Annotated in this window: 27 protein-coding genes; 12 read left to right on the top strand and 15 right to left on the bottom strand. The window is 65.6% G+C overall.

All coding sequences use genetic code 11. The features are described from left to right. Positions 1–14: 14 nt before the first annotated feature. Complete coding sequence (locus CG716_RS23060; RefSeq protein ID WP_094483440.1) at positions 15–1,184, bottom strand: acetyl-CoA C-acyltransferase; 1,170 nt, start codon at positions 1,182–1,184, stop codon at positions 15–17. A gap of 59 nt (positions 1,185–1,243) precedes the next feature. Here CG716_RS23060 and CG716_RS23055 point away from each other — a divergent pair, with 59 nt between their 5' ends. Continuing rightward, positions 1,244–1,963 carry an enoyl-CoA hydratase/isomerase family protein gene (locus CG716_RS23055; RefSeq protein ID WP_165774268.1) on the top strand — a complete coding sequence of 240 codons (720 nt, stop codon included), beginning with the start codon at positions 1,244–1,246 and terminating at the stop codon, positions 1,961–1,963. Positions 1,964–1,985: 22 nt separating this feature from the next. On the opposite strand, the gene CG716_RS23050 is transcribed toward CG716_RS23055, so the two are convergent. From CG716_RS23050 to CG716_RS23035, 4 genes are all read right to left on the bottom strand, one after another. Next, positions 1,986–2,972, bottom strand: coding sequence for a Rieske 2Fe-2S domain-containing protein (locus CG716_RS23050; protein ID WP_094483438.1), 987 nt, complete (start codon positions 2,970–2,972; stop codon positions 1,986–1,988). 56 nt (positions 2,973–3,028) lie between these two features. Next, positions 3,029–3,817 (bottom strand): enoyl-CoA hydratase/isomerase family protein, encoded by a 789-nt coding sequence (locus tag CG716_RS23045; RefSeq protein WP_094483437.1) that lies wholly within the window; start codon positions 3,815–3,817, stop codon positions 3,029–3,031. 16 nt (positions 3,818–3,833) lie between these two features. Further along, complete coding sequence (locus CG716_RS23040) at positions 3,834–4,805, bottom strand: phosphotriesterase family protein (protein WP_094483463.1); 972 nt, start codon at positions 4,803–4,805, stop codon at positions 3,834–3,836. Positions 4,806–4,933: 128 nt separating this feature from the next. Continuing rightward, positions 4,934–5,590: a TetR/AcrR family transcriptional regulator gene (locus CG716_RS23035; protein WP_165774267.1), complete on the bottom strand. Its 657-nt coding sequence runs from the start codon at positions 5,588–5,590 to the stop codon at positions 4,934–4,936. A gap of 77 nt (positions 5,591–5,667) precedes the next feature. On the opposite strand from CG716_RS23035, the gene CG716_RS23030 reads away from it, so the two are divergent. Next, entirely contained in the window at positions 5,668–6,282 is a 615-nt protein-coding gene (locus CG716_RS23030) for a TetR/AcrR family transcriptional regulator (RefSeq protein ID WP_165774266.1), read from the top strand. Positions 6,283–6,303: 21 nt separating this feature from the next. Here CG716_RS23030 and CG716_RS23025 read toward each other — a convergent pair whose 3' ends face one another. The 9 genes from CG716_RS23025 to CG716_RS22985 form a co-directional block, all read right to left on the bottom strand. Continuing rightward, positions 6,304–7,410, bottom strand: a complete 1,107-nt coding sequence (locus CG716_RS23025) for an acyl-CoA dehydrogenase family protein (protein WP_094483434.1) — start codon at positions 7,408–7,410, stop codon at positions 6,304–6,306. A gap of 33 nt (positions 7,411–7,443) precedes the next feature. Beyond that, the gene (locus CG716_RS23020; protein WP_094483433.1) at positions 7,444–8,931 is read right to left on the bottom strand and encodes an AMP-binding protein; all 1,488 of its coding nucleotides are present in this window, start codon (positions 8,929–8,931) and stop codon (positions 7,444–7,446) included. Further along, positions 8,928–10,097: an acyl-CoA dehydrogenase family protein gene (locus tag CG716_RS23015; RefSeq protein ID WP_094483432.1), complete on the bottom strand. Its 1,170-nt coding sequence runs from the start codon at positions 10,095–10,097 to the stop codon at positions 8,928–8,930. Before CG716_RS23015 ends, CG716_RS23020 begins: the two co-directional genes overlap by 4 nt. Next, positions 10,094–11,281: a thiolase C-terminal domain-containing protein gene (locus tag CG716_RS23010; RefSeq protein WP_094483431.1), complete on the bottom strand. Its 1,188-nt coding sequence runs from the start codon at positions 11,279–11,281 to the stop codon at positions 10,094–10,096. Before CG716_RS23010 ends, CG716_RS23015 begins: the two co-directional genes overlap by 4 nt. 119 nt (positions 11,282–11,400) lie before the next feature. After that, positions 11,401–12,456, bottom strand: coding sequence for a ferredoxin--NADP reductase (locus CG716_RS23005; protein ID WP_094483430.1), 1,056 nt, complete (start codon positions 12,454–12,456; stop codon positions 11,401–11,403). 27 nt (positions 12,457–12,483) lie between these two features. Then, positions 12,484–13,674: an acyl-CoA dehydrogenase family protein gene (locus tag CG716_RS23000; RefSeq protein WP_094483429.1), complete on the bottom strand. Its 1,191-nt coding sequence runs from the start codon at positions 13,672–13,674 to the stop codon at positions 12,484–12,486. After that, positions 13,675–14,910, bottom strand: coding sequence for a cytochrome P450 (locus CG716_RS22995; RefSeq protein ID WP_165774265.1), 1,236 nt, complete (start codon positions 14,908–14,910; stop codon positions 13,675–13,677). Further along, positions 14,907–15,137: a ferredoxin gene (locus tag CG716_RS22990; protein WP_094483462.1), complete on the bottom strand. Its 231-nt coding sequence runs from the start codon at positions 15,135–15,137 to the stop codon at positions 14,907–14,909. Before CG716_RS22990 ends, CG716_RS22995 begins: the two co-directional genes overlap by 4 nt. Before the next feature lie 6 nt (positions 15,138–15,143). Next, positions 15,144–15,560, bottom strand: coding sequence for an SCP2 sterol-binding domain-containing protein (locus CG716_RS22985; protein ID WP_094483427.1), 417 nt, complete (start codon positions 15,558–15,560; stop codon positions 15,144–15,146). Positions 15,561–15,775: 215 nt separating this feature from the next. On the opposite strand from CG716_RS22985, the gene CG716_RS22980 reads away from it, so the two are divergent. From CG716_RS22980 to CG716_RS22965, 5 genes are all read left to right on the top strand, one after another. After that, positions 15,776–16,891 (top strand): NDMA-dependent alcohol dehydrogenase, encoded by a 1,116-nt coding sequence (locus tag CG716_RS22980; RefSeq protein WP_094483461.1) that lies wholly within the window; start codon positions 15,776–15,778, stop codon positions 16,889–16,891. A gap of 17 nt (positions 16,892–16,908) precedes the next feature. Further along, positions 16,909–17,805: an SDR family NAD(P)-dependent oxidoreductase gene (locus CG716_RS22975; RefSeq protein ID WP_094483426.1), complete on the top strand. Its 897-nt coding sequence runs from the start codon at positions 16,909–16,911 to the stop codon at positions 17,803–17,805. A 127-nt stretch (positions 17,806–17,932) separates the two neighbouring features. After that, positions 17,933–19,498: an aldehyde dehydrogenase family protein gene (locus tag CG716_RS22970; RefSeq protein WP_094483425.1), complete on the top strand. Its 1,566-nt coding sequence runs from the start codon at positions 17,933–17,935 to the stop codon at positions 19,496–19,498. 743 nt (positions 19,499–20,241) lie between these two features. Then, a complete protein-coding gene (locus CG716_RS30325; RefSeq protein ID WP_165774264.1) occupies positions 20,242–20,409 on the top strand; it encodes a hypothetical protein in 168 nt (55 codons plus the stop codon). Between the two features lie 26 nt (positions 20,410–20,435). Further along, positions 20,436–20,810: a DDE-type integrase/transposase/recombinase gene (locus CG716_RS22965; protein WP_165774263.1), complete on the top strand. Its 375-nt coding sequence runs from the start codon at positions 20,436–20,438 to the stop codon at positions 20,808–20,810. Between the two features lie 728 nt (positions 20,811–21,538). On the opposite strand, the gene CG716_RS22960 is transcribed toward CG716_RS22965, so the two are convergent. Further along, positions 21,539–21,988, bottom strand: a complete 450-nt coding sequence (locus CG716_RS22960; protein WP_234817981.1) for a MarR family winged helix-turn-helix transcriptional regulator — start codon at positions 21,986–21,988, stop codon at positions 21,539–21,541. A gap of 150 nt (positions 21,989–22,138) precedes the next feature. Here CG716_RS22960 and CG716_RS22955 point away from each other — a divergent pair, with 150 nt between their 5' ends. The 5 genes from CG716_RS22955 to CG716_RS22935 all read left to right on the top strand — a co-directional run bounded on the left by CG716_RS22955 (position 22,139) and on the right by CG716_RS22935 (position 26,421). Beyond that, positions 22,139–22,501: a DUF732 domain-containing protein gene (locus CG716_RS22955; RefSeq protein ID WP_094483459.1), complete on the top strand. Its 363-nt coding sequence runs from the start codon at positions 22,139–22,141 to the stop codon at positions 22,499–22,501. Between the two features lie 12 nt (positions 22,502–22,513). Continuing rightward, positions 22,514–22,999, top strand: a complete 486-nt coding sequence (locus CG716_RS22950; protein WP_094483423.1) for a CAP domain-containing protein — start codon at positions 22,514–22,516, stop codon at positions 22,997–22,999. A gap of 435 nt (positions 23,000–23,434) precedes the next feature. Then, the gene (locus CG716_RS22945) at positions 23,435–24,244 is read left to right on the top strand and encodes an MlaE family ABC transporter permease (protein ID WP_094483422.1); all 810 of its coding nucleotides are present in this window, start codon (positions 23,435–23,437) and stop codon (positions 24,242–24,244) included. Then, positions 24,241–25,095 carry an ABC transporter permease gene (locus CG716_RS22940; RefSeq protein WP_094483421.1) on the top strand — a complete coding sequence of 285 codons (855 nt, stop codon included), beginning with the start codon at positions 24,241–24,243 and terminating at the stop codon, positions 25,093–25,095. Before CG716_RS22945 ends, CG716_RS22940 begins: the two co-directional genes overlap by 4 nt. A 24-nt stretch (positions 25,096–25,119) precedes the next feature. Continuing rightward, positions 25,120–26,421, top strand: a complete 1,302-nt coding sequence (locus CG716_RS22935; RefSeq protein ID WP_234817979.1) for an MCE family protein — start codon at positions 25,120–25,122, stop codon at positions 26,419–26,421. Positions 26,422–26,431 lie beyond the last annotated feature (10 nt).

The raw sequence follows: 26,431 nt of genomic DNA, 5'->3' as shown, positions 1-26,431 counted from the left end.
GCCGGCGGCACCGATCAACAGCGTTCCAGAAGCGTCCCGGTGCCCAGACCGCCGTTGCAGCACACCGCGACAAGCGCGCGTTCGGCGTCTCGCTCCTCCAGCGCGGTCACCGCGGTCGTGATCAATCGGGTCCCCGTCGATCCCAGGGCGTGGCCGAGCGCGATCGCGCCGCCCAACTGGTTGACTCGACTCTCGTCGATGCCGAACTCACGGGCCCAGGCGATCGGCACGGCGGCGAAGGCCTCGTTGATCTCTGCCACGCCGATGTCCGACGGCGCGATCGCGTTGCGCGCCAGCAAGGCGCGCGTGACCTCGATGGGTCCGTCGAACATCGTCACCGGATCCACGCCGACCGCAAGGTGATCGACGACTCGGGCCCGTGCCGACAGGCCCGTGCGTGCGGCCGCGTTCGCGGACATCAGCAGGACGGCCGAGGCCTGGTCGGCGATCTGAGACGTGGTGGCCGCGGTGTGGATGCCGTCTGGGGACAGCGGCGCGAGTTGGGCCACCGCGGAGGCGTCCCTGACCCGCACGCCCTCATCGCGTCTGATCGTGACGGGGCCGGCGGACCCTTCATCGGGGCCGTCCGCAGGAACATCCACCGCGATGACCTCACGGTTGAATGCCCCCCGGTCCCAAGCCTGCAGGGCGCGTTCCTGGCTGCGCATGCCGTAGGCGTCGCATTCCGACCGGCCGATTTCGTGACGACGCGCGTAGGCATCGGCGGCGGCGAAGTGCGACGGGAACTCGTAGCGCGCAAAGTAGGCCTTGGGGATGGCCCGCCCGGGTCCAACCTTGGTGCTCGCACCGAGGGGCACGACACTCATGCTCTCGACTCCGCACGCCAGCACCGCGTCGCAGCTCCCCGAGCCAATCAGCGCCGTGCCGAAGCTCAGGGCCTGCTGAGAGGCACCGCATTGGGCGTCGACCGTCGTCGCTGCGACGGTGGTCGGAAGCCCAGCCGTCAGCCAGGCCGTCCGGCCGATGTTGAACGACTGCGCACCGCTCTGCCCCTCGCACCCGCAGATCAGCTGGTCGACTTCGCTGCCGTCGAGTCCGTTTCGCGACAGCAACGCGGTCAGCACTCGGCCGAGCAGCTCGGCCGGGTGCAGACCGGACAAGCCACCACCGCGCCTGCCGGACGGCGTACGCACCGCATCAATGACGAGAACATCGCTGGACACAACCACACTCCTTGCTCTTCATGCTCTTCGGATGCGCACCCCTATCGGAAGGACCCTCGATGACCGACACCATCTGTACGACCACCCACCACGGGATCGTGACCGTGACCCTTAACCGCCCGCACGTGCGCAACGCCCTACGCCTCAGGGAATTCGACCGACTGATCCAGATCGTCGACACGGTGGCCGACGATCCCGAACTCCGGGTCCTGCTACTCACCGGGACCGGTGAGACGTTCTGTGCCGGTGGCGATCTCAAGGAGAGCGCCACCCTGGGGCCCGAGGAGCTGGCCGAGCATCCCGTGCACCGCCTGACCGAGCGGCTGACACGCTTCCCCAAAGTCCTGATCGCAGCGGTACACGGAGCAGCGGCGGGATTCGGCGCCACCATGCTGCTGCATGCCGACGCCGTCGTCGCCGGCCCCCTGGCCAGGATCGCCACACCGTTCGCGAGCCTCGGCGTGCCCGCCGAGGCCGGCAGCAGCCTGTTGCTCCCCGCCATCGCCGGTCCCCGGGTGGCCGCCCGCATGCTGTTGTTCGGCGAGCGCATCGGAGCCGCCGAGGCCCATGCCTGTGGCCTGGTCAGCCACCTGGTGGACGGCGACCGCGAGGCCGTCGTCGCCAGCGCGCAAGAACTGGCCACGGCCATCGTCGCGATGCCGGCGGGTGCGGTCGAGAGCAACAAGCACTTGCTGCGGGCCGCCCACGAAGCCCCCTTGCAGGAGGCCCTGCGTCGGGAACGCACCGAACTGTCGGCCATGCTCCCCCGCCGGGTCTGACCGACGCATCGCGGCGTCGCCGTCAGGCGGACACCTCGGCGGACGAGTAGAACTGCGCGGCCCACGACCGGAATGCGCCGTACGGCTTGGGTTCCATGCCCGCGAACGGGGCATGGGGCTCGTAGCGCATGTGCTTCCAGATCTCGATGTCATGGCCGAGCTGCTTCATCTCGAATCGGAACCGACGCTCCGCCAGAGCGTGGGCGGCTTCGTCGGCCGGGGGGACCAGCAGCAGGGTGGCGAACAACGCGGAGTGCTCGTCGTCGATCGGGGTCGAGTTCTGCGCATGGATGCTGCGGTCCTGCATGTGCCGGGCGATCGCGATGCCCATCCCCCACGACTCCATGAACAGGTCGGCGACGGTCTTGCCCTCCGGTGTCAGCCAGGTCGACTTCTTTCCGGCGCCCAGAACGAGCCTGGTGTGCACCCGGAACACCGGCCCGTCGGGCGCGAAGTCCACGATCTCCAGCGGCTCGGTGCCACCGTGCACGTCGACCTGATGGGCCGCGTCGACGATGTTCTCGACGATGAACTGCGGTTGCAACCGGATCGAGGCGTCGAACTGCCGGAACTCGGGCCCGGTGATCAGTTCACCGGAGACGAACTCGTCGATCACCGGGGCCTCCCACTCTGGTTCTGCGCCGTCCGGGTGGTACCAGACCATGACCCATCCGTTGACCTCGCGCACCGGCCACGCCGCGAGCCGCTTGCCCCGGTTGGGCCGCGATTCGTAGGGGATGTCGACGTTCTTGCCGTCGCAGCCCCACCGCCAGCCGTGGAACGGGCAGACGATGTCGTTGCCGGCAACCGTGCCGCCGTGGCCGAGGTGGGCGCCCAGGTGCGGGCAGAACGCGTCGAACACCCGGATCTGGCCGTCTTCGCCGCGATAGCAGACCATGTCCCTTCCGAAGTAGCGCAGCGGCCGCACGTCCCCTGCGGCGATGTCGTCGCTCCAGCCGATCTGGAACCAGCCCACGGGGGCAGTGGTGTACGGAAGTCCGAGACCCATTGTCAATCCTCTCCATTCATCGAACCGGTGATCGTCATGATGCGCGCGTTACGCGATCAGGAGCCCTGCCGCCCGTTGCGCAAGGCGAAGGCGGGGGTTCTCTTCTGGGCGAAAGCTCGCACGCCTTCTAGTGCCTCCGGTCCGGCTAGAACCTCGATGGCGCCGTGGTCTGTCGGGGCGGCAAGCAGCTGCTGAAGGTGGAACTTGAAGACCGCACGGGCCGCCTGGGAGGTTTGCCGCACCTCGGCGATGACCTCGACGCACCGCTGGGCGAGCCGATCGTCTGGGACGACTTCGGTGACGAGTCCGTACCGCTCGGCCTCCGCCGCCGAGATCGTCTGTCCGGTGAACAGCAGGTACTTGGCCTTGAGCGTATTGACCTTGCCGAACAGCACCGCCGGCGCCAGTGCGTCGGCCACGCCGACCCGCGCCTCGGCTGCGGCGAACGTCGCCGACTCCGCGGCTAGGACGATGTCACAGGTGAGCGCTCCGATCAGGCCGCCACCCATGCAGATTCCGTTGACCGCTGCGATGATGACCTTGGGACATTCGAAGAAGTCCTTCCACGGCAGCCGGTCGTAGAATTCGCACATCGCGAGCGGGTCGTCCGATTCGAGATAGCCGAGCGTTTCGTGCAGATCTCCGCCGGGCGCGAACGCGCCACCGGCCCCGGTCAGCACGACGATGTCGACGGAGGGGTCGACCCGGGCTGCGCGAATCGCCCAGCGCAGTTCCTCGTAGCCGGTGCTCTTCAGAGCGTTGAGGTACTCGGGACGATCCATGGTGATCGTGGCGACACCGTCACGCACCTCGTACCGGGTGTCGACGAACTCCTCGGGTCTCATCGATGGCCTTTCCCGTTCACGCGCACCGGCCGAGGATCTGGGCCGGATTGCCTATCAACATTTGGTCGATCTGCTCTTGGGACACACCGGTTTGCAGTAACGCCGGGATGACGTCGGCGCTGATGTGGCCCATGTGGTAGTTCGGCATCAGGGCCTGCATCGTCTTCGCCGGCACGGCGTCGTGGTGACAGACCGCATCGTGGGACAGCACGAGCCGGTCGGCGTAGCCGCGGCGGCAGAGTTCGGCGACGACGCGTACCCGTTCCGCGAAGGGCACCAGCACATCGAATCCGAAGCGATCCATCCCAAGGTAGGAACCGGCGTCGAGGAGCCGCTGCAGGTAGTCCAGGTCGACGGTGTCGCCGCTGTGACCGATGATCACCCGGTCCAGGCTCACTCCCTCCTCGGCGAACACCTTTTGCTGCACCAGTCCGACCTCGCGGCCGGCGTGGGTGTGCGTGCTGATCGGAACCCCGGTGCGCAGATGCGCCTGCGCCACCGCTCGCAACGCGCGCTCGACGTCGGGGGTGAGGCCGTACCGGTCGGTGGCGCATTTCAGGATGCCGGCGCGCACGCCGGTGTCGGCCATCCCGTGCTCGATGTCGCGCACGAAGAGTTCCACCAGCGGCTCGGGCTCGTTACTGAGCAACCCCGGCCCGCGAAACTTGAGGTACTCGGGAAGTTCGTTTGTCACGTAGATGCCGGTGGCGCCGACGATGTTCAGCGCGCAGGCCTGGGCCACCCGCTGGATCAGCGGTGGGTTTCGACCCAGCGGGGTCACCGTGAGGTCAACGATGGTGTCGATCCCGGCGTGTTTGAGATCGGTCAGGCGGGTTACCGCCGCGCACACCACGCTCTCCTCATCCCAGTCCGCATAGCCGGGATAGTTGATCATCAGCTCGGGCGCCATGACGAAAACGTGCTCGTGCATCAGAGTGCGGCCGAGGTCGGCGGCAGCGACGGCACCGCGATAGGTGTTGACGTGCATCGACACCTCTTCTCGGGCGCACGGCCGGTCGTCGGCAATCAAGGTGGACAACAGGCAGACTAGCACAGATGTCAGCGTTTACTATCAGTAGCCTTGGGTTTTAGAGCAGGACCGCGTGCGCCCGGGTGTCAGCTCAGCAGCGTCTCGAAGAGCCCGAAAGCGACCGCGCGCGTGATGATCTCACTTTCGGCATGGTCGCTCTCGGCGATCCGCTTGTCGTATGCCGCCGTAGAGAATGCCAGGTAGATGCCCACCAAAGCGGTGGTCAGCAACATCGGATCGATGACCTGGAGCTGGCGGGCCGTCATCACGGCGCGCAGCGACTCCGCGACCGCGGTGATCACGGGCAACATGTGATCCCGGTAGAAGATCCGGCCGGCGTCCGAGTCGTAGAACAATGCGACGCCCAGCAGCGGAGCGATGTCACGGAACACGGCAAGCAGCTTTTCGTGCGCCTCCACCGAGAGCCGATAACGCTCCTGGGGGCTCGTCCCCAGACCATGCGCCGCCAGGCCCTGGATGGCTCGGGTGAACTCCCCGAGCGGCTCGTCGAGCACCGCGCCGAACAGCTCCTCCTTGGACCGGAACTTGCGATAGATCATCGCGTCGGTGACCCCGCCGACTGCGGAGATCTCGCGGATCCGTGCCGAGGCGAACCCGTCACGCGCGAAGACCTCACGAGCGGCATCGATGATCTGCCTGCGGCGCTGCGAGCCATCCGCGCCACCGTCATCCTCATCCGTGATCTGCTCAGCGGCAAGCCCGTCCACCGATGGCACGCTCACCTCCCGGGTTTCCTCCTGGACGCAGGTCACACCCTGCGAAGCAGCCGATCACTTACTTATTAACGTACTGTAATCGGGTGGCCCGCAGGAAACTCACCGCCGAGGAACGTCGCGAGCGGATCATGACTGCGGCGCGGCAGTCCTTCACCAGCAAAGGTTTCGCCGGGGCCACCACCCGGGCCATCGCCAAAGCCGCGGGTATCACTGAAGCCGTTCTCTACCAACATTTCTCGTCGAAGCAGGACATCTTCGAACAGGCGATGCTCGAGCCGGTGAACAGGGATAACCAGGTGCTGATGGGCAAGTTGGACGCGTTGGCCGGGACTGCCGATTCGACGCTGGCCGACACCATCCACGCCGAAGGAGAGTTGCTCACCGAGATCGGCCGATTGCTACCGGCGATCGGGGCGTTGTTCTACGCCGATCCCCAGCCCGGGCGGGCCAACTACACGGAGCTGACCGCGCCGGCCTTCGCCCGGCAGGTGGACCAGATGGCCAGAACGGAAGCCAGTAAGAAGTCCATCTCGGCATTCCTCACCATGGCCTACGGCATCAACCTCGGGATAGCGCTGCACCACCACTTCACCGGCGACGACCTCAACACCGACGACGTCTCCGTCCAGGTCGCCCGGCTACTGCGCACCGGCATCGACGGATCGCCCAACAGCAAAGGAGACGCCGACCATCACTGAGCACGTCGGATCGATTCCGCCTCAGCTGGTGCCGAACCGGTCGGCCAGCCTGTTGCGGTGCTGAGCCGCATCACCCAATAGCAGCGCAGCCGACGCCGCCCTCCGTAGGTACAAATGCGCATCATGCTCCCAGGTGAAGCCGATGCCGCCGTGGATCTGAATGTTGGCCTCTGCGACGCGCAGGAAGGTCTCCGACACGGAACTCTTCGCCACGGAACTCGCGGTGGTCAAGTCGTCCCCGTTGCCAGCGGCCTGCATCGCCGCAATCGCCGCCGAGGTGGAGAGTTCGACCTCGACCAGCAGATCGGCGCAGGTGTGCTTGATCGACTGGAATCCGCCGATCGCCTTGCCGAACTGGATGCGCTGCTTGGCGTAGTCCACCGCCATGTCGACGCAGGCCCGGGCAGCGCCAGCCGATTCCGCCGCCAGACACGAGACCGCCTGGTCGTAGGTGCGAGCCAGCACGTCCACGGGGTTGGGCACCTCCAGTCGACGCGCGCGGGTCCGGTCGAATTCGACCGCTGCCTGCGGGCGGCTGAAGTCGAGCGTCTGCAGCGGCTCGACCACCAGTCCGGGGGTGTCACGCTCAACGACGGCGAGAACCTGACCACCGTCGGCGTGGCGGGCCGAGACGATCAGGACGTCCGCGGTGGCACCGTCGAGAACGGCGTTGCGGGTGCCGCTCAGGGTGCCAGAATCGTCGTCGAAGACCACGTCCGATGGCTCGGCACTCCAGATGCCGGCGGATTCGCCGGCCGTGACCGTCGCCGTCACGGTCCCGGAAGCAATCCCGGGCAGGTAATCTTGGCGCGCCGGCTCATCGGCGATGTTGAGCAGCAGGTTGGCAGCCAGGCAGGTGGAGGCGAAGAACGGGGATCGCAGCAGCACCCGGCCGGACTCCTCCAGGGCCACACCCAGCTCCTCGAAGCCGTACCCCTGCCCGCCGTAATCCTCCGGAATGTGCAATCCGCTGAGAGCCAACTGCTCGGTGAGCGGCTTCCACACGGTGCCGCTGTGCTCGCTGGTCGGGTCGCACTCGGCTAGGTCGCCCGTGCGGTAGTGCTCGGCGAAGAACTCGCGCAGCGATGAGCGCAGCAGCGCCAGGTCGTCGTCGGTCTGGGTGGGCACGATCGTGGTACCTCGATTTCTGTCGGGTCGACGTCAGGCGGGATCGGCGAGGACCGCGTCCAACAGCCTGGGTTTGCGCACCTTGCCGGTGGCCTCCCGCGGCAGCCGTTCCAGCACCTGCAGGCGACGGGGCAGCTTCGGACGCGCCAGCCGCCCGGCGAGGAACTCGCGCACGTCCTCCAGCGTCACCTCCGCGCCGGGTTCGAGCTCCACGAAGACCATCGGTATCTGCCCGAGGTCGTCGTCGGGGGCGCCGATGACGGCGCAGTCGGCGACGCCCGGCATCACCGACAGCTCCCGCTCGATCTCCGCCGGGTAGACGTTCACGCCCCCGCAGAGGATCAGGTCGGTGCGACGGTCGGCGATGTAAAGGTAGCCGTCGGCGTCGAGGTGGCCGAGGTCCCCGCAGGTGAACAGACCGTCAAGTTCCATGTTGCGGCGCTTGTCCGGGTCACCGTGGTAGGTGAATTCCGGCATGCCGGGATGCCAGACGTAGATCGTCCCGATCGTGCCCGGCGCCACATCGCGTCCGTCGTCGTCCACGATCCGAACGATGGCGCCGTCGCGTGCGCGGCCCACCGTGCCGGGGTGTGCGACCCACTCCTCGGAGTTGCACGCCACCACGCCGCCCGTCTCGGTGGCGCCGTAGTACTCGTTGATGATTGGGCCCCACCAGGCGATCATGGCGTGCTTCAGTGCAGGCGAGCATGGCCCCGCCCCGTGGAGCACGTGCTGCAGCGAGCTGGTGTCGTAGCGAGACCGGACATCCGCCGGGAGCTTGAGCAGGCGGTGCATCATCGTCGGCACCATCTGCAGGTGGGTGACGTCGTGCGCATCGATCAGTCGCAGGAAGGTCTCGGCGTCGAAACGCCGTTCCAGCACGACGGTGCCACCCTGACCAAGGACCAGCATGGAGTAGCCGTAGGCCGCGGAATGGTAGAGCGGGTTCGCGATCAGCGTCACCATGCCAGGCCGCAGGTCGAAGAGCTCGGTCAGCCAGGCGCTCATCGCAGCGCGCTGTTGATCCGTCGGCGCGGATTTGCGCACCCCCTTGGGGCGGCCGGTGGTTCCGGAGGTGTACAGCATCGGTTCCGCGGGTGGCTGACGCGGCCCGGACCACGGCTCTGCCGCGTCCAGAGCGCGCTCGTAGGCCAGCGACGCCGTGGAGCCGCGGCCGGAGGTGATGATCGTCGCCACGTCCGGCGCCGCGGCGTTGGCCAGGTCGGCCAGTTCGGGGTCCACCGCGATGGCGGCCGCACCGCAATCGGCGACGATGGAGGCGACCTCGTTGACCGTGAGCATGGTGCTCACCGGGACCAGTACCGCGCCGAGCCGGCGGACGGCGAACGCGACCTCGTAGAAGGCGAAGTTGTTGCTCTGCAGGCACAGCACCCGCGAACCCGGTTCCACTCCCAACGAGGCGAGCACGGTGCTCAGACGCGCACCGCGATTCAACAGGTCCGCCGTGGAGCGGAACTCTCCGTCGACGATGACGCCACCGGCGTCTCGGTGCGAACTCACAGGAAGAGGTCGGCAGGTGCGGAGCCGAGCAGAGCGCTGCCGGTGTCACGCCAGCTGTTGTGATCGGTGAACACATGGGCCTCCGAGGCCGTCAAGTCGCGCAGGCACTGCTGCATGGCGCTGCCATTGCGCAATCCGGTGCTACCGGAGTAGCGGTAGGCCACGCTGGTGACCTCGACCGACGTCCGCGCCGCGTGCGAGGCCGATAGCCGGGCCCGCGCCCGCAACTGCTGGGTGACCGCGTCGTGCGCCGCCGCCTGCTCGAGTTCGGTGATGGCCTCGATCACGAACGCGCGAGCTGACCGCAGCGACGCCTCGGCCTGCGCGTATTCGCTTTGGAAGATCGGGTCGTCAGCCAGGCTCACCCGACCGGCGCGCCGCTTGCCCACCGCCATCGCCGCGACGTCGTCGAGGGCACGTCGCGCCACTCCGATGGAGAACGCGGAGTGGTCGATCGAGGTGACGCCGAAGATACCCATCCGGTAGAAGGATTCGCCGCGGCGCGGCGCCCCGGTGAACAGCGGCCAGGTGAAGCCGGCGTCTATCGTCTGCTCGGGGATGCGGTAGTCGACGCTGCCGGTGGCCTGCAGACCGAGCACGTCCCAGTTCCCCAGGAACTCCACACTCTCGCGCGGAATCACCGCCGCCAGCACATTGGGCATCCCGGAGGCGGTGCGGACGGGTTCACCGTTCCGCAGCTCCCTGAACCCACCCATCATGTACGAGGAGTGCGACGAACCGCTGCCGAAGCCGAAGGTGCCCTCCAGCCGGTAGCCGTCCGGAACTGCCTCGGCCTTGCCACGTGCGGCGACCTGCCCGGCGATGCAGGCGCGCGGGTCCGACAGGATCGTCGCTACGGCGTCATCGCTGAGGAAGGCGCCGGCCAGACCGAGCAGGTTCGCCCCCGCCATGAAGGTCCAGCCGGTGGCACCGTCGATGTAGGACAGTCGCTCGACGACCTCGTAGGCGGTGCGCGCGTCGGCCGCCCCGCCGCCCAGACACGCCGGCACCCGCATCCGGTAGAGACCGGACTTGTGCAGATCCTCCAATGTCGCGGCGGGAACGGAGGTCGTCGATGCCGAGCGCTCGACCCGGTCCTCGAGTACTGCTGAAAGTCCGGCGACGATGTCGCCGTAGTCCCTGACGGGTGCGGACGCGATGGTCATTGTGGCCTCCCGAAGATGTTGATGACGCAGGCCCCGCCCAGACCCAGGTTGTGCTGCAGGGCCACGCTTGCTCCGGGTACCTGCCGGGGGCCGGCTTCGTTGCGCAGCTGCGTGGTCAGCTCGTGGCACTGCGCCAGACCGGTCGCGCCGATCGGGTGCCCCTTGGAGATCAGCCCACCCGACGGATTGACCACGACGTCCCCGCCGTGGTCGGTGGCGCCCGAGTCGATCAGCTTGCCCCCGCCGCCCTCGTCGCACAGTCCGAGCCCGTCGTAGGTGATGAGCTCGTTGGTGGAGAAGCAGTCGTGGAGTTCGATCACGTCGAGGTCCTCGGGACCCTTGCCGCTCTCCACGTAGGCCGCGTGCGAGGCCGCCCGCGTCATCCCTGCGCCGGCCAGGTCCGCGTCGTTGCTCTCGAAGGTGGACGCCGGATCGGTGACCAGTTGGGACGCCAAGATCTCCACGGCGCGCTGCTGCAGGCCGTGCTCGCGCACGAACCGTTCACTGGCCAGCACCGCGGCGGCGGCGCCATTGGAGGTCGGGCTGCACTGCAATCGCGTCAGCGGATCCCACACCATCGGGGAGTCCAGAATCTCGGCCACCGAGTATTCGTCGCGGAACTGCGCGTTTGGGTTACCGACCGAGTTCCGGTGGTTCTTGGCGGCCACCCGAGCGAACGTCTCGGCGGTGATCCCGTACTTCTCCATGTAGTACCGGCCGGCGTTGCCGAAGATCTGCGGAGCTGCCGGTGCCTTGCCGATTCCCCGCTCGCTCTTCATCCGACCGAAGTGGCGCGATAACGGCGTCGGCCGGTCGGTCCAGCCCACGTCGATGGAGCCCTTCTGCATCTGTTCGAAGCCCACCGCTAGGCCACAATCGAGCAGGCCGGCCTCGATGGATCGCTTGAGCTGGTAAAGAGCGGTGGATCCCGAGGCGCAGGCGTTGTTGACGTTGAAGATCGGGATCTCGTAGAACCCCGATCGGTATAGAACCCTTTGGCCGCAACAGGTTTCGCCGTAGATGTAGGCTGCGTACGCTTGCTGGATCGCGGAGTTGTCCAGTCCGGAGTCTGCCATCGCGGCAGCTACCGCCTCTTGGCCGAGGTCGAGATAGCTGGGCCCGTCGGCGACCGGCTTGCTGAACTTGGTCATGCCGACCCCGAGTACGAAGACGCGTTCACCCACGAGGACCGTCCTGAGCGGCAGCGCGCCGCGGCTGAGTTGATAGCATGCGTTTACTATAGTGCACTGTCGGGCCGGTGCCAAGGGCCTCAACCAGCGCCCACGGCCCGCTGACGCGCCGATTAGAAGGAGATGCGGTACCGATCGCCGGGCTCGCCGTCGGGCAGTGTCTGGCAGCCCAGGACGTATCCGTCTGCCACGTCATCGGGGTCCATGACCTCATTGCGGATCATCCGGACCTTGCCCTGCTCCACGACCGCCTGACAGGTGCCGCAGTCACCCGTGCGGCATAGGTAGGGGACGTCGAGTCCCTTCTCGATCAGCAGATCCAGCAGTGGCACAGTGACGGGCCAGTCCAGTTGATGACTCTGACCGGCCAGCTCCACCTCTACCGTGACGGTCTCGGTGCCGGCGTCCATTGCCGGCGGGGGGGTCGGCTCGGCGAACGGGTCGCCTGTGAGGGAGGTGAACGCCTCCAGATGGATGCGGGCTCTGGGCACACCTGCGTCGGTGAGCGCGGCGGCCACGGCGGCCATGAACGGACCCGGCCCGCAGGTGAAGCAGTCCCGGTCGGTGAACGGTTCGGCGAACGCTCGCAGCTGCTCGCGGGTGGGGATGCCCTGCACTGACTCGAGCCAGTGCACCACCGACAACCGTTCCGGATGCTGCGCGGACAGGGCGCGCAGCTCGTCGGAGAAGATCACCGAGGTCTCGTTGCGGTTCGCGTAGAACAACGTGACGGCGCCTGCGCCGCAGGCGAGCATGGACCGCAGGATCGAGAACACCGGCGTGATTCCGCTTCCGCCGGCAAACAGCAGGAAATCACGGTTCAGGTCCGCCGGGGTGAATTGCCCGCTGGGTGGCAGGACGTCGATCGACGCCCCGGCGGTGACGTTGTCGCAGAGCCAGTTCGAACCAAAACCGCCCCGGGTGCGTTTGACCGTGACCTTGAGAGCGTCGTCGCAGTGCGGCGAGCTGGCCAGCGAATAGCACCGCGCCACCGATCCGGTGCGCTCGCTCGGGATGCGCAGGGTCAGGAACTGCCCGGGCCGGTAGGAGAACCGGTCACGAAGTTCGGCGTCTACGTCGAAGACGATGGAGCGCGTGTCCTCGGTCTCGTCCACCACCTCTGCGACCCGCAAGGTGTGCGCGGCGGGCCGGCGGTCGCGCTCATCCATCGTTGACGTGTTCCATCCTCTGCTCGGCTAGTTCTTGCGCAATTGGGACCATGGGGTGTTCCGCGCGGGCCCTTCGTCCCGCGGTAGCCCCAGCAGTCGCTCGCCGATGGTGTTGCGCAGCATCTCCGGCGTTCCGCCCTCGATCGTGTTCGCCTGAGCGCGCAGGTATCCCGACGCCGTGCCTGCGCCGTCAGCGGATTTCCACGCGGTCGCGGCCGGGCCCTCGACCCGCAATGCGGTGGCCTGCAACCGCCGGTTGTACAGGCCCTGGCTGAGTTTTGTGACGGCGCCGTGCAGCGGCGGCAGACCGCGCGTGCCGCGCTGCCGGGACCGGATGTTGGTCTGACGGATGAGCTGGCCCTCGACGAAGCGGCGCACCAGCTCGTCGCGGACCAGGGGATCCTTCCAGCTGCCGTTGGCGTGGGCACGATCGATCAGCTTTTCGATCCGTGAGCCGCCGACGACGTCGGGACCGGTGCCGGCACCGGCGCCGGACAGCATGACGCGCTCGTTGGTCAGAATCGTCCGCGCTACCTGCCAGCCCTCCCCCGGTGCGCCGATGCGCCTGTCGTCGGGGACGTCGACGCTGGAGAAGAACACCTCGTTGAATACGGCCTCGCCGGTGATCTCGCGCAGGGGGCGCACCGTGACGCCCGGGGCCGTCATGTCGACCAGGAGCACTAACAACCCCTCGTGCTTGGGGCTGTTCGGGTCGCAACGGGCCAGCAGCATGCCGACGGACGCCTTGTGCGCGAGGCTCGACCACACCTTCTGCCCGTCGACGCGCCATCCGCCGTCGGGTTGGCGAACGGCACGGGTGGACAGGCTGGCGACGTCGCTGCCGGCCCCCGGCTCGCTGAACAGCTGGCACCAGATCTCGGCGCCGGTGAAGCACCGCCGCAGGAATCGGTCCTGCTGCTCAGCCGTGCCGTGGGTGATCAGCAGCGGCAGGCCCATGCCCACCCCCAGCGGGTTGCGCATCACCGGGCTCTTGGCGCCGGCGGCCCGCAACTGCTCGTCCACCCGCCGCTGCAGCGGGGCGGGCAGACCGAGGCCGCCGCGACCGACCGGGAAGGACACGTTGGCCAGTCCCGCGTCGAACTGCGCGCCGAAGAAGTCCTTCGGATCGGCCGACCTCGGATCGATGCCTGTCAGGAGCTCGTCGACGGCGGCGTCGACGAGCTCCTGCTCCGTGCCGGGCAGCGCCGCGTCGACCATCTAGCTGCCGTCCGTGACGACGATTTCGAGGTCGTCGATGCTGATCACGATGCCGTTCTGGAATCCCGGCTTGCATCCGGGCGCCAGCTCGAAGTGCGGCATGATCTTGACCATCTCCTCGAGCAGAACCCGCATCTCCAGCCGTGCCAGGTGGATCCCTAGGCAGCGGTGCGGGCCGGTGCCAAATCCGATGTGCCGGTTCGGCGAGCGGTGAAAGTCGACCGTCTCCGCGTCGGGGAACTCCGCCGCGTCGCGTCCGGCGGACGGCAGGGTGCACAACACCCAGTCGCCCTGCTTGATCGCCTGCTCACCCACCACAGCGTCCTGGGTGGCCCGGCGGGCCACCGAGACGATGCCGAAGTAGCGGTTGAGTTCCTCGACCGCGCTCGGGATCAGCGACCGATCGTCGATGAGCTGCTGGCGGTGGCCCGGGTTGGTGGCCAGGAAGTGGAACGTCCACGTCAGCGCGGCGGTCACCGTGTCGAGGCCGGCGATCATCAAGGTGGTGCACACGCGGAGCATCTCGTCGCGAGTAAACGGACGGTCACCGTAGTTTGCTCGGGTCAGGGCAGTCAGGATGTCGTCGGGTGGATTGTCGCTGTTGACGCGCTCATCGAGCAGTGCGTTGAAGTACGCCATGTACTCGGGGCGGATGAACTCGTCGACGTACTCCTCGGCATCTGGGTCGCCCGACATCCCGATCATGTTCATGTTCTTCCAGTTCAAGAGCGTCTCGACGTCCTCGACGGGCGCGCCCAGCATCACCAGGAACGTCATGCTCGGGTAGGGAACGCAGACCTCCCACACCAGCTCGCCGTGGCCGCGCTCGACGATGGCGTTCAGGTATTTGCGGGCCTGGGCGCGAATGTCGTCCTCCATGGAGGCGACCTTCTGGGGCAGGAAGTTCGCGTTCAGGTCGCGGCGGAACTTGCCGTGCTCCGGCGGATCGAAGTGCAACGGAATCCAGGTACCGATGGGATCGAACACGGGGGGAATGCTGTTGCCGTGACCGCTGGAGAAGGTCTCGGGGTTCTTCAGGACGTGCTGAATGTCGGCGTGCCGAGTCACCACCCAGAAGCCGTCGAGCTGTTCACTGCGCGCCACCGGGCATTGCTCGCGGAAGGTGCCCAGCAGGGCGTGGGGATCCATCTCCGGGTCGAAGAGGTGGAACGCCGCAGCGGCCTGTGCGACCTCGGGTGAGACGGGACAGGTCCGGGTGTTCTCGCTCGTGGTCATCGCTGGTCCTCTCCAGACACGCTGCGGTCGGGTTGGGTGGTGGTTAGGACGATCGCCCGCTCCGGGCATTCCGTGACGGCAAGGCGGGCCAGCTGTGCCTGCCCGGCGGGGACGGTCTCGAAGCGCGGCCGACCGAGACCCTCCTCGTCGGGCTCGAAGAGCTGGGGGAAATAGGTGAAACAACGGCCGTGGCCGCAACACTCGCGCTTGAGAATCGACAGCTCCATCGGGATTCAGGACAGCTTGTCCTGCAGGCCACGCTCTTCCAGGTAGTCCCGGTACCGGGAGAACGCCGGCTGCAGGGCCGGCAGCATCTTGAGCAACTTCCCGATCGGTCCTTGAACGGTGATCTTCTTCTTGGCCATCGCCATCGGGACGTTGAGCTCGCCGAGCCAGAACTTGTGGCCGTCGTCGGAGGACATCGACATCTCCACCTGCACGTCCGCCGCGCGCGCGGCGTCGCCGCTCTTCACCACCGGTGGATCCTGGGTGGCGTCGAGGCTGATCACGCAATCGGGTTCGACGTAGCTCACCCGGAACGAGGTGTTGGCCTTGACGAACTTCGGGCGGAGGTCGTCGCTGGAGCTCACCTTCTCCATGAATTTCGCGAAGACGTCCTCGGCTTCGTCGGTCGAGCTGAATACTGGCATGGCGCAGATCCCTTTCGCGCGGGGCGGCAGGAGGCTGGCCTCCTCGCCGTCGAGGTGGACTGGACGGCCGAATCCCTATTACTGGCGGGCCGATCCGCACTAGCCCATGAGCTTGACAATATGAGCAGTAAGCGATTACTTTACGGCTGGATCGGCTTTCCCGCAAGGCCGAAATGGGCGTTTATTTCTCGGCGGTGCCAGTCACGGAGGCGATGATGAAAACCAAGGCCGCGGTCATGTGGGAGCAGGGCGAACCCTGGAGCATCGAGGAGATCGAACTCGACCCGCCGCTGCCGCACGAGGTCCTGATCCGCATCGTCGCCAGTGGGTTGTGCCATTCCGACGATCACATCCGCACCGGCGATCTCCAGATTCAGACACCGGTGATCGGCGGGCATGAGGGCGCGGGAATCATCGAGGAGGTCGGCTCGGCGGTGACCGGACTGGCCGTGGGCGATCACGTAGTGCTGTCGTTCATGCCCGCCTGCGGGCGCTGCGAATGGTGTTCCACCGGCCGGCAGAACCTATGTGACCTGGGCCAGTTCCTGATGCAGGGAACGATGATCGAGGACGGCGGCTACCGGGCCCACGCCAACGGCCAGGACCTCGGGGCAATGTCGCTGCTCGGGACCTTCGCCGGACATGCCGTGGTGCACGAGAGTTCGGTGGTCAAGATTCCCGACGACGTGCCACTGGACAAAGCCTGCCTGGTGGGCTGTGGAGTCACGACCGGCTGGGGCTCGGCGGTGCACATCGGCCAGGTCCGCGCGGGCGAGACCGTCGTCGTCGTCGGCGCGGGCGGAATCGGGGTGAACGCCATCCAGGGTGCCCGACTTGCCGGCGCGCAACGCATCATCGCTGTCGATCCGGTCGAGTTCAAACGCGACCAGGCCCGCACGTTCGGCGCCACCCACACCGCGCCCACCACCGGCCGCGCGCAGGCGATGCTCACCGAACTCACCGCGGGCCGGATGGCCGACGTCGCCATCCTCACGGTGGGCGTCGCCTCGGGCCAGCTGATCGGCGAGCTGACGGCACTGCTGTCCAAGGCCGGCCGCGCAGTGATCACCTCGGTGTCGCCATGGGACGTCGCCGAGGTGGAGCTGCCCTTGCAGGAATTCACGCTTTACCAGAAACAGTTGCTCGGCAACGTGTTCGGGGGCGGCAACCCCTTTGCCGACATCCCCCATCTCATCAGCCTGTATCAGACTGGTCACCTCCTGCTCGACGAGCTCGTCACCACCGTCTACAAGCTCGACGACGTCAATCAGGGCTACCAAGATCTCGCGGACGGCAAGAACATCCGCGGCGTGATCATCCACGACCACTGAGCGACCAAGGAGAAATCGTGACCGATCCACCGGAGCTGCGCTTCGACGGGCGCATCGCCATCGTCACCGGCGCTGGAGGCGGCCTTGGCCGCGAGCACGCCCTGCTGCTGGCCGCCCGGGGCGCCACTGTCGTCGTCAACGACCCGGCGCCGGTCCGTGCCGGCGTTGACCGCAGACCTGCCAACTCGGTGGTGGCCGAGATCGTCGACGCCGGCGGGTCAGCCGTGGCGAACCTGGACTCGGTCGCCGACCGGGCCGGCGCCGCGAACCTGGTAAGCAACACCATCTCCGAGTTCGGTCGGCTCGACATCCTAATCAACAACGCCGGGATCCTCCGCGACTCAACGTTTCACAAGATGTCCGACGAGCAGATCGACGCCGTCCTGGACGTGCACCTGCGCGGCGCGATGTGGATTAGCCGGCCGGCTTTTGCGCACATGCGCGAGCAGGGGTACGGCCGAATCCTGGTCACGACGTCGGCCGCGGGACTGTTCGGCAACTTCGGTCAGGCCAACTATTGCGCGGCCAAGGCAGGCCTCGTCGGGTTCGCGCGAGCGCTTGCCCAGGAAGGCCGCAAAAAGGGAGTTACCGCTAACATCCTGGCACCGGTCGCCTGCACCGCGATGACCGAGGACATCCTTGGGCCCCTTGCCCAGCGCCTCGACCCCGCGCTGGTCGCGCCGGTGGCTGCGTGGCTTGTCCACGAGGACTGTGCCCTCAACGGTGAGATCCTCAGCGCGTTCGGCGGCCGGGTCGCACGCGCCTTCACCGCGATAGGGCCAGGAGTGTTCCTCGACGAGCCCACCATCGAGGCAATTCGCGACAACGAAGCACGCATCCTCGCCGAGGACGGCTACACCGTGCCGCGAAACGCCGCCGGCGAACTGGGATTGTTACCCACTGTCGCCGGCTGACCGTGCCCGGGGCCGACACGAGGTGCTGCCGTCTTCAGCGATTCACTACAACCATCGGCGGCACTGACGCGCATTCGGCGCCGGAGCCACGGCAGACCGACCGACAACGAAGGCGAGGACCTCGCTTATGCAAACGACCGAAGGCACAACGACGGGCGCGACTGATGGGAACCGGACCGACCCACACGTCGAGGTGCGAAACCCGGCCGACGGTTCCTTGGTGGGAACCACTCCGGATATGTCCGCCGCCGACGTTAGCGCGCTGGCGGACGCGTTGCGATCCGCGCAGCCGGACTGGGAGGCGCTGAGTCCCAAGGCAAGAGCACGTCTCCTGCGTAACTGGCTCGACTGGATCGTCGACAACCAGGATCACGTCCTCGGGCTGGTGCATCGGGAAGCCGGCAAGTCCTGGGGCGATTCGCAGCTCGAGTTGATGGTGGCTATGGAGGTCATCAATTACGTCACCAAACATGGCGCCGCCTTCCTCGCCGATGAGACGCGTCGGCCACATGGTCCGGCGTCACTCACGAAAGATCTCCGGATCAGGCACCGGCCCTACCAACTCGTCGGAGTCATCACGCCGTGGAATTACCCACTGGGCATGCCGTTCATGGACGTCCCCGGGGCGTTGATGGCGGGTGCAGCCGTCCTGTCCAAGCCATCTGAGGAAACGCCGCTGGCCTGGGCTGAATGTGTACGCGCATGGAATGAGGAGATCGGCGCGCCCCCGATACTGGGTTGTGCGACCGGCCGGGGCCCCACCGGCCAGGCCGTCGTCGATACCGTGGACATGGTGCAGTTCACTGGATCGACCGCCACGGGTCGGCGAATCGGCATGCGCTGCGCCGAACGACTGATCCCGTCAAGCCTGGAACTCGGCGGCAAGGACGCCATGATCGTGTTGTCCGACGCCCCTATGAAACGCGCCATCCGCGGCGCCATCTGGGGCGGGTTATTCAACGCCGGCCAGTCCTGCATCGCCGTCGAACGCATCTACGTCGAAGCACCGGTGTACGACGAGTTCGTCAGCCGTCTCGTCGACGAGGTCGCCACGATGCGTCAGGGCCACGATGCGCAAGGCAGCTTCACCGCCGAATTCGGGGCGATGGCAACCGAGACCCAGTTGGAGCTCGTCGAGCGTCAGGTCGCCGACGCCGTCGCCAAAGGCGCACGCGTGCTGACCGGCGGGACGCGTGCAGCGACCGGGCTGTTCTTCCCGGCGACGATTTTGGTCGACGTGGACCACACGATGAGCTGTATGCGTGATGAAACCTTCGGCCCCCTGCTGCCCATCATGAAGGTGCCCGACGAGGACGCCGCCGTCGCGCTGGCCAACGACAGCATCTACGGTCTGGGCAGCAGTGTGTGGACAGCGTCCGAGGAACGTGCCGAGAGGGTGGGTGCCCAGCTCGAGGCCGGTGGAGTGAACATCAACAACGCTATGACGAACGTGTTTCAGTTCCCGCTGCCGATGGGCGGCTGGAAGCAATCGGGTCTGGGACACCGTTTCGGCGGTCCGAACAGTATCCGTAAGTACTGCCGCCAGCAGGCGTTCGTGAGCGAGCGGGTCCACCTCGATAACGAGACGCATTGGTACCCGTACTCTCCGCGCAAGGCGAAGGTGACCGCCACGGTGCTCCGGTTGGTGGAGATGCACGACTGGCGACGCCGTCTCGGTCTCAAAGCCCGTTGACTGGGCGGAAGCACAGCCAGGGTGCCGAGAGCTGAGTTCCGATGTTCTCTCCGCACAGCGCGCTGGTTGGCTGACGCCACCTCAGACTACCGGGCGGGAAACCCAGATGACGTCATGGGTACCGAGTGTTGTAGATGCTCGAGGAAATCTGCTACCCGAGAATCAGTTCAGATCGAACGCGGCAAATACGCAGGTTACGAGTAGGTTCGAGATGTGCTGTGTCACAACGATATTTACGCTCTTCCAACAGAGATTATATGATCAATTAATGTGTCAAGCGCCCAACCTACCGGGCTATCAGCGCGAACTGTGCGAGACATTGTGCGACGACCTCATGACGGTGTTATCTCATCCGAATGTGCAATCGACTACATCGACGCGATGAACTCGGCCCGTCGAGGGCCAAGCCATTGAGGCAATGCGGTACAGCAGACGAAGACTATTTCTTGGGCCCGGTCAAATCGTCACCGTGACAGAACGTTTGGCGGACTCGTGGTTGCTCTTCGACTATTCGACCTCATTTTGATGATAATCATCATTAGCCACGAACATGCGCCGGGGTACTCTGCGCACCTGTCCGCGGACGGCCTGAACCGTTCCGGGTTTGATGCCGCTTCCTTCTGTGTGAAGGATGGTGAGTATGGCTAAGCATTACCCGGTCGAGCAGCGTGAGCCTGCAGTGGGGATGGTGCTCGATCATCTCGGTGAGTATCGGTCGGTGTTGGTGCGGAGTCGCTGCGCCGGTGGGTGTTGCAGGCCAACGTGCCAGCCAACGTCCGGGTGTCACGACTGCCGAGGCGCAGCGCATCCGCGAGCTTGAGTGGGAGAACCGGGATCTCAAGGAGGCCAACGAGATTCTGAAGGCGGCCTCGATTTTCTTCGCGCGGGAGCTCGACCCGCTCCATCGCTGATCTGCGGATTCAACGACCACACGCGGGTGGCCGGATACCGGGTCGAGTCGATCTGCCGCTTTCTCACCGAGAACGGTGTGCAGGTCGACCCACGGACCTACCGCAACTGGGTCACCAACTTCACCTACGTGCCGACCTGGTCGGGCTTCGTCTACGTCGCACTGGTCATCGATTGTTTCTCGCGGGCCATCATGGGCTGGCAGGTCGCCAAGACCAAGGACACTGCCATGGTCACCACCGCGCTAAAGGTGGCGCTGGGGCGTCGCGACCACCATGGTCACACGGGCTCGCCGCAGTCGCGCTACCGAACGAACACCCCACACAAGACATCGCCAAAGGCGAGACGCTCGACACCACCGTCAACTTCGAGTTGCCCGTCGAAACCACGGTGGACACGCTGATCGTGCACGACACCATGGGCTCTCGGGGAGCCGCTATCACCCTGACCGGAGCACCCGTACATCCGCTGTCATCAAGCCCGGCCGGATCGAGCCGCGTCGCCTCACTCACCGCGCTGTACCCCGCGGGCTTAGTCAGGGTTGCCGTTCGGCAAGCTATCTGTTGCGCCAGGCAAAAACGGCACCGAGATCTCCTGTGCTATCCGCTGAGAATGGCGGTGCGCGTGCTGCTGCGAGCTGTCCTCAAGCGCAGCAATCGTGCGCCTGGCTCTAGGTCGAGCCGAAAGCTTCACGGTCAACCCGCAGGCTGACAATTGTGACTTCCCCGCCCGACGGAGGTCCGACGCAGAAGAGTGCCGACAAGGACGCCTAATATAAACGTTGGCAACGTATTTCGCCTCCGTATTGAGTCAGGGCCGTGCGCTGCTGCCCGCCAAAACAGGAAATTACCGAAACCATCAGATTGCTCACCTGGCGTGTATCGCGCGCACCGGCGTAACACGGTGGACTCAACCTTCTTGGGCTCGTTGCAAGTGCGACAACGCCGCTTAGTCTAGGGCCGCTGTTGTGACGTGAGATTGCGCAGCCTTGACGCCGTAAATCAGGACTCCATGCCGTGCTCATGTGAGCCCAACACGGAAAAGACGTCATCGGGCGGATCGCGGCGGGAACTCAGCGTCACGGTCCGGCGACAAGCCCTGGTCGGGCAGGATCCGCTGCTCAGCACTCCCTCAACGGGGAACCCGCTGAGCGGCATTCGACGCTTCAACGGCGGTCAATCGGGTGATAAGCGGCAGCGCGACCCGGGCCGCTAATTCAAGTCCGGCTCGATCATTGATGGGGAGCGTCGCAAGGAGGGCAGCCAATCGCTCTGCGAGGTCTCGCCGACGCTGCCGGACCATGTCGCGGCCAACGTCGGTAATTGTCACCAAGGTTGCCCGTCCATCACTGGTGTCAGTCGTGCGTTGGGTCATCCCACGACACTCGAGCCGCCGAATCAGCTGGGACATCGATGGTTGACTGACGCCAGCAGCGGCGGCCAGCGCAGTCAGGCGGACAGGACCCGCGGTATCCAACCTGTGCAGGACATCCAATGCCGTGACATTGAATTCACTGCGGTCCGCGAGTTGGCGAATGTTGAGTAGGGCAGACTGCTCGAGCCACGCCGCGATGGCCTCCACACCAGGGGATGAGTCCACTGAGAGATTATGGCCCAAGGGATGGTGGATCACAGCGGACAGTAGATCACCACGGAATGCGTCGACGTCTATTGCAGCCGATGCCCAGCGCTCCCCGACCCGCACCGATCACTTATGGAGCACAATAGCGACATGCGCACCCCCGCAACCCGCCTGCTGATCGCCGGCACCGTCGCCGCACTAGGCACCGTCGGTGTCCTGACCACGGCGCAGCCCGCACACGCCGACAACATCGGCTACCTCGTCAACGTCACGGTCCGGCCGGGATACAACTTCCCCAATGCCGACGCCGCGCTGGCCTACGGCCACGGCATCTGCGATCAGATCAATTCCGGGGTGAGTTACGGCCAGCTAGTCAACACCATCAAGTCCGCCTTCGCCACCACCGACGAGTTCCAGGCATCGTACCTGATCAGCCAGTCCGCTCAGGAGCTGTGCCCCGCCGCGATCTGGCAACTGCGCCGGTCCGCGGCTGGCTACGTCCCATCCGTGTAGTAAGGAAAGACGTTGGGAAACAAAGCTATTCACGCAGCTACCGCGGCCGGCGCGGCGACTCTGCTTGCCGTCGCCGGTGCGCCCGCCGCGCATGCCGACAACACTCGCCTCAACAATGGCGTGGTCGCCAACGTCTATACCGTCCAGCATCAGGCGGGGTGCTCGACGAACATCAAGAAGGACCCCGCCCTCACCCAAGCGGCCGAATGGCACGCCAACGACGTCCTCAACAATCGGGCCCTGGACGGTGATCTCGGATCGGACGGCTCCACGCCGCAGAGCCGCGCTGCCGCAGCTGGTTTCACAGGTAAGGTCGCCCAGACGGTGGCCATCAACCCCGCCCTGGCCATCAACAACCTTGACGTCATCAACCAGTGGTATTACGACCCCGCTGATTTCGCGATCATGTCGGACTGCGCCAACACCGCGATCGGAGTCTGGTCAGTGAACAGCCTGGACCGCTCGGTCCTGGTGGCGGTCTACGGCCAACCGGCCTGACCACGCGGCGACGATCAGTCTCGCAGATCGAGTAGGACCCGGGCGAGCGGGTAGTCGACCAGCTTGCGCATCGCCAATGCTGTGGTGGTTTCCCGACCCCGTCGAAGTCGGATCCGAACAGCGATCCGACACAGCCCGTTGGCGTGACGAGCCACGAGATGCACCAATAGATTTATGAACCGCTAAGACCGTGCACTTCGAGCACGTGGGAACCCTTCGCGAGCGTCACTGATCGGGCCGACTGGGTATGTTTATGAGACGATTTAACTCTAAATAGTGGTTCGTTGCTGGGCGCCGCGTCAGGCGCGGAGTGGTCAGCGTATCTTTGAGCATTGCATTATGGACAAAATATGATGTACGTTCTTCGTACTCTGTAATAGAGACCTGCGTCACACTGTCCGAAGCCCGCAGATCAATCCACGATCGGAGGTCAAGATGGGGCAAGTTGCTCCGGCAACGCCTCAGCGGAGCCTGACCCGCGGCGCGGTGTTGACGGCGTTGAAGCCAGCCGCGGCGGTGGGCGGATTTTTCGCAATGTCCCTCGACACATTCGTCTTGATGTTCAAGCCGCCGTTCGCCTGGCGTGAGTTTCTGTTGCAGAGCTGGTTCGTCGCACGCGTGTCCCTCGTGCCGACCATCATGCTGTCGATTCCGTTCACCGTGCTGACGGTTTTCGTCCTGAATGTTCTGCTGATCGAGTTCGGCGCCGCCGACTACTCGGGCACCGGCACCGCACTGGGCGCCATCACCCAGATCGGCCCAGTGGTCACGGTGCTCGTAGTGGCCGGCGCCGGCGCCACCGCCATGTGCGCGGATCTCGGGGCACGAACCATTCGCGAGGAGCTCGACGCACTGCGAGTGCTCGGTATCAACCCCATCCAATCGCTCGTCGTACCCCGGGTGCTCGCCGCGACTCTCGTCGCCCTACTGCTGAATTCGATCGTGTCGGTGATCGGCCTGGGCGGCGGCTTCCTGTTCTCGGTCTTCGTACAACACGTGACGCCGGGCGCGTTCGCCGCCGGGATGACGATCCTGACCGGACCCGTCGAGGTAATCGTTGCCCTGTGCAAGGCCGCGATCTTCGGCCTGGCCGCCAGTCTCATCGCCTGCTACAAGGGCATCTCGGTCGACGGCGGCCCCGCAGGTGTCGGCAACGCGGTCAACGAGACGGTGGTGCTCTCCTTCATGGCGCTGTTCTTCATCAACGTCATCGCGACAGCCATCGGCGTAGAGGCAGCCAAATGACAACGGCTCGACCAAGTAAGCGACTGGGCCGGCTGAGCGGCACCGCTAAAGAGTTGGGGAAGGGCTGGGAGTCCGTCGGGCTCCAGATGGCCTTCTACACCAGAACGATGGCCGAGATCCGAAACGCGTTCGTGCACTACAAAATTGAGATCATCCGACTCATCGCACAGATGAGTCTCGGAACCGGCGCGCTGGCCGTCATCGGCGGAACCGTGGTGATCATCGGATTTCTCACGTTATCGGCGGGAGCGATCATAGCCGTCCAGGGCTACAATTCACTGGCCGGCATCGGCGTGGAGGCACTCACCGGCTTCATCTCGGCCTACGTCAACGTCCGGATCATCGCCCCCGTAGTCGCCGGGATCGGCCTGGCCGCGACGATTGGAGCCGGCGCCACCGCCCAGCTCGGCGCGATGCGGATCAGCGAGGAGATCGACGCTCTCGAAGTAATGGGCATTCGCTCGATCGCCTACCTGGCCTCCACCCGGGTGGTGGCCGGAATCATCGTTGTCATGCCGTTGTACTGCATCGCGGTACTCGCTTCATTTTTCGCCGCGCGAATGGGGACCACCTTCGGCTACGGACAGTCCACCGGCGTCTACGACCACTACTTCAATACCTTCTTGCACTCGACCGATCTAATCTGGTCGTTCTTCCAGGCCGTGATGATCGGCATCGTCGTCATGCTCGTGCATACCTACTACGGGTACACGGCCACCGGCGGCCCGGCCGGAGTGGGCGAGGCGGTTGGCCGCGCGGTGCGCACCTCCCTCATCGCGGCCGCATTCGTCTCGGTCATCATCACGCTGTCGGTGTACGGGCAGTCCGGCAACTTCGACCTTTCTGGGTAAGTGATGTTCGACGACGGTAAGGACATGCGTATCAAGCCAGCCTGGTGGACGGCCATTCTGCTGGCACTCATCGTGGGCATGATTCTGATGACGATGGCGTTGTTCACCGGCGCTTTCCGTACATTCGTCCCGGTCACGCTGACCTCGGACCGCTCGGGTCTGATCCTGGAGTCCGGCGGCAAAGTCAAGATGCGTGGCGTCCAGGTCGGCCGTATCGACTCGGTGACGGGAACGGGCCGAAATGTCACCGTGCGATTGAACATCTATCCCGACGCAGCCGTCGAGATCCCGGAGAACGTCGGTGCGCAGATCAAGGCCACCACCGTATTCGGCGCCAAGTACGTTGACTTGATCTACCCAGACAATCCCAGCCCTCAACGGCTTTCGGCCGGGACGGTATTGAAGTCGCGCAATGTCAGTACCGAGGTCAACACGGTCTTCGATAACCTGAGCAAGTTCATCGCCAAGCTCGACCCGATGAAACTCAACGCGACGCTGACCGCACTCGCCGACGGGGTGCGCGGGCAGGGTGAGCGGATCGGCCAGGCCACGGTCGACGCCAACGAGGTTCTGCTCGCGATCAATCCGCGGATGGACACTGTCGCCGCGGACTGGCGGGCGCTCAAAGGCTTCTCCGACGCGTACAGTGCGGCCGCACCCGACATCATGAAGATCCTGGATTCAGCCACGGTCACCAGCACGACGATCACCGACCATGCCGCGCAACTGAATAGCGCCCTGCTCAACAGCATCGGTTTCGCGCAGAGCGGCACTAACGTCCTTGGTCGCAATGCCGACGATCTGGTGCACCTCATGGACACGCTGGTGCCCACGACGGATCTGCTGCACAAGTACGACCCGACGTACACCTGCACGCTGCAGGGTGCCGTGTGGTTCCTCAAGAATGGCGGTTTGGACGCGATGGGCGGCAACGGGAAGTCAGTGATCCTCGACGCCGCGCTGCTGGCAGGGGATGATCCGTACCAGTATCCGGAAAACCTGCCGATCGTCGCGGCGAAAGGCGGCCCCGGCGGGAAACCCTCGTGCGGATCGCTGCCCGACCCGAGCAAGAACTTCCCCGTGCGCCAGCTGGTCACGAACACCGGGTGGGGCACTGGGCTGGACTGGCGCCCGAACCCGGGTATCGGCCATCCCTGGTTGTACAACTGGTTCACCGTCACCAAGGGCATGCCGCAGCCTCCCGTGGACCACCATGACGGCCCGCCGGCGATCGGCCCGGTGCCGTATCTGGGTGCGCCGCCGTACGGTGCTCCCCTCTACGGGCCCGACGGCACACCGCTCTATCCCCCTCCCCCAGGATCCTGAACCAACCAGT

The organism is Mycolicibacterium sphagni, from assembly GCF_002250655.1.
GTDB lineage: Bacteria > Actinomycetota > Actinomycetes > Mycobacteriales > Mycobacteriaceae > Mycobacterium > Mycobacterium sphagni.
The sequence above is the reverse complement of the archived record's forward strand: the minus strand, read 5'-3'. Positions and strand labels throughout refer to the sequence as shown.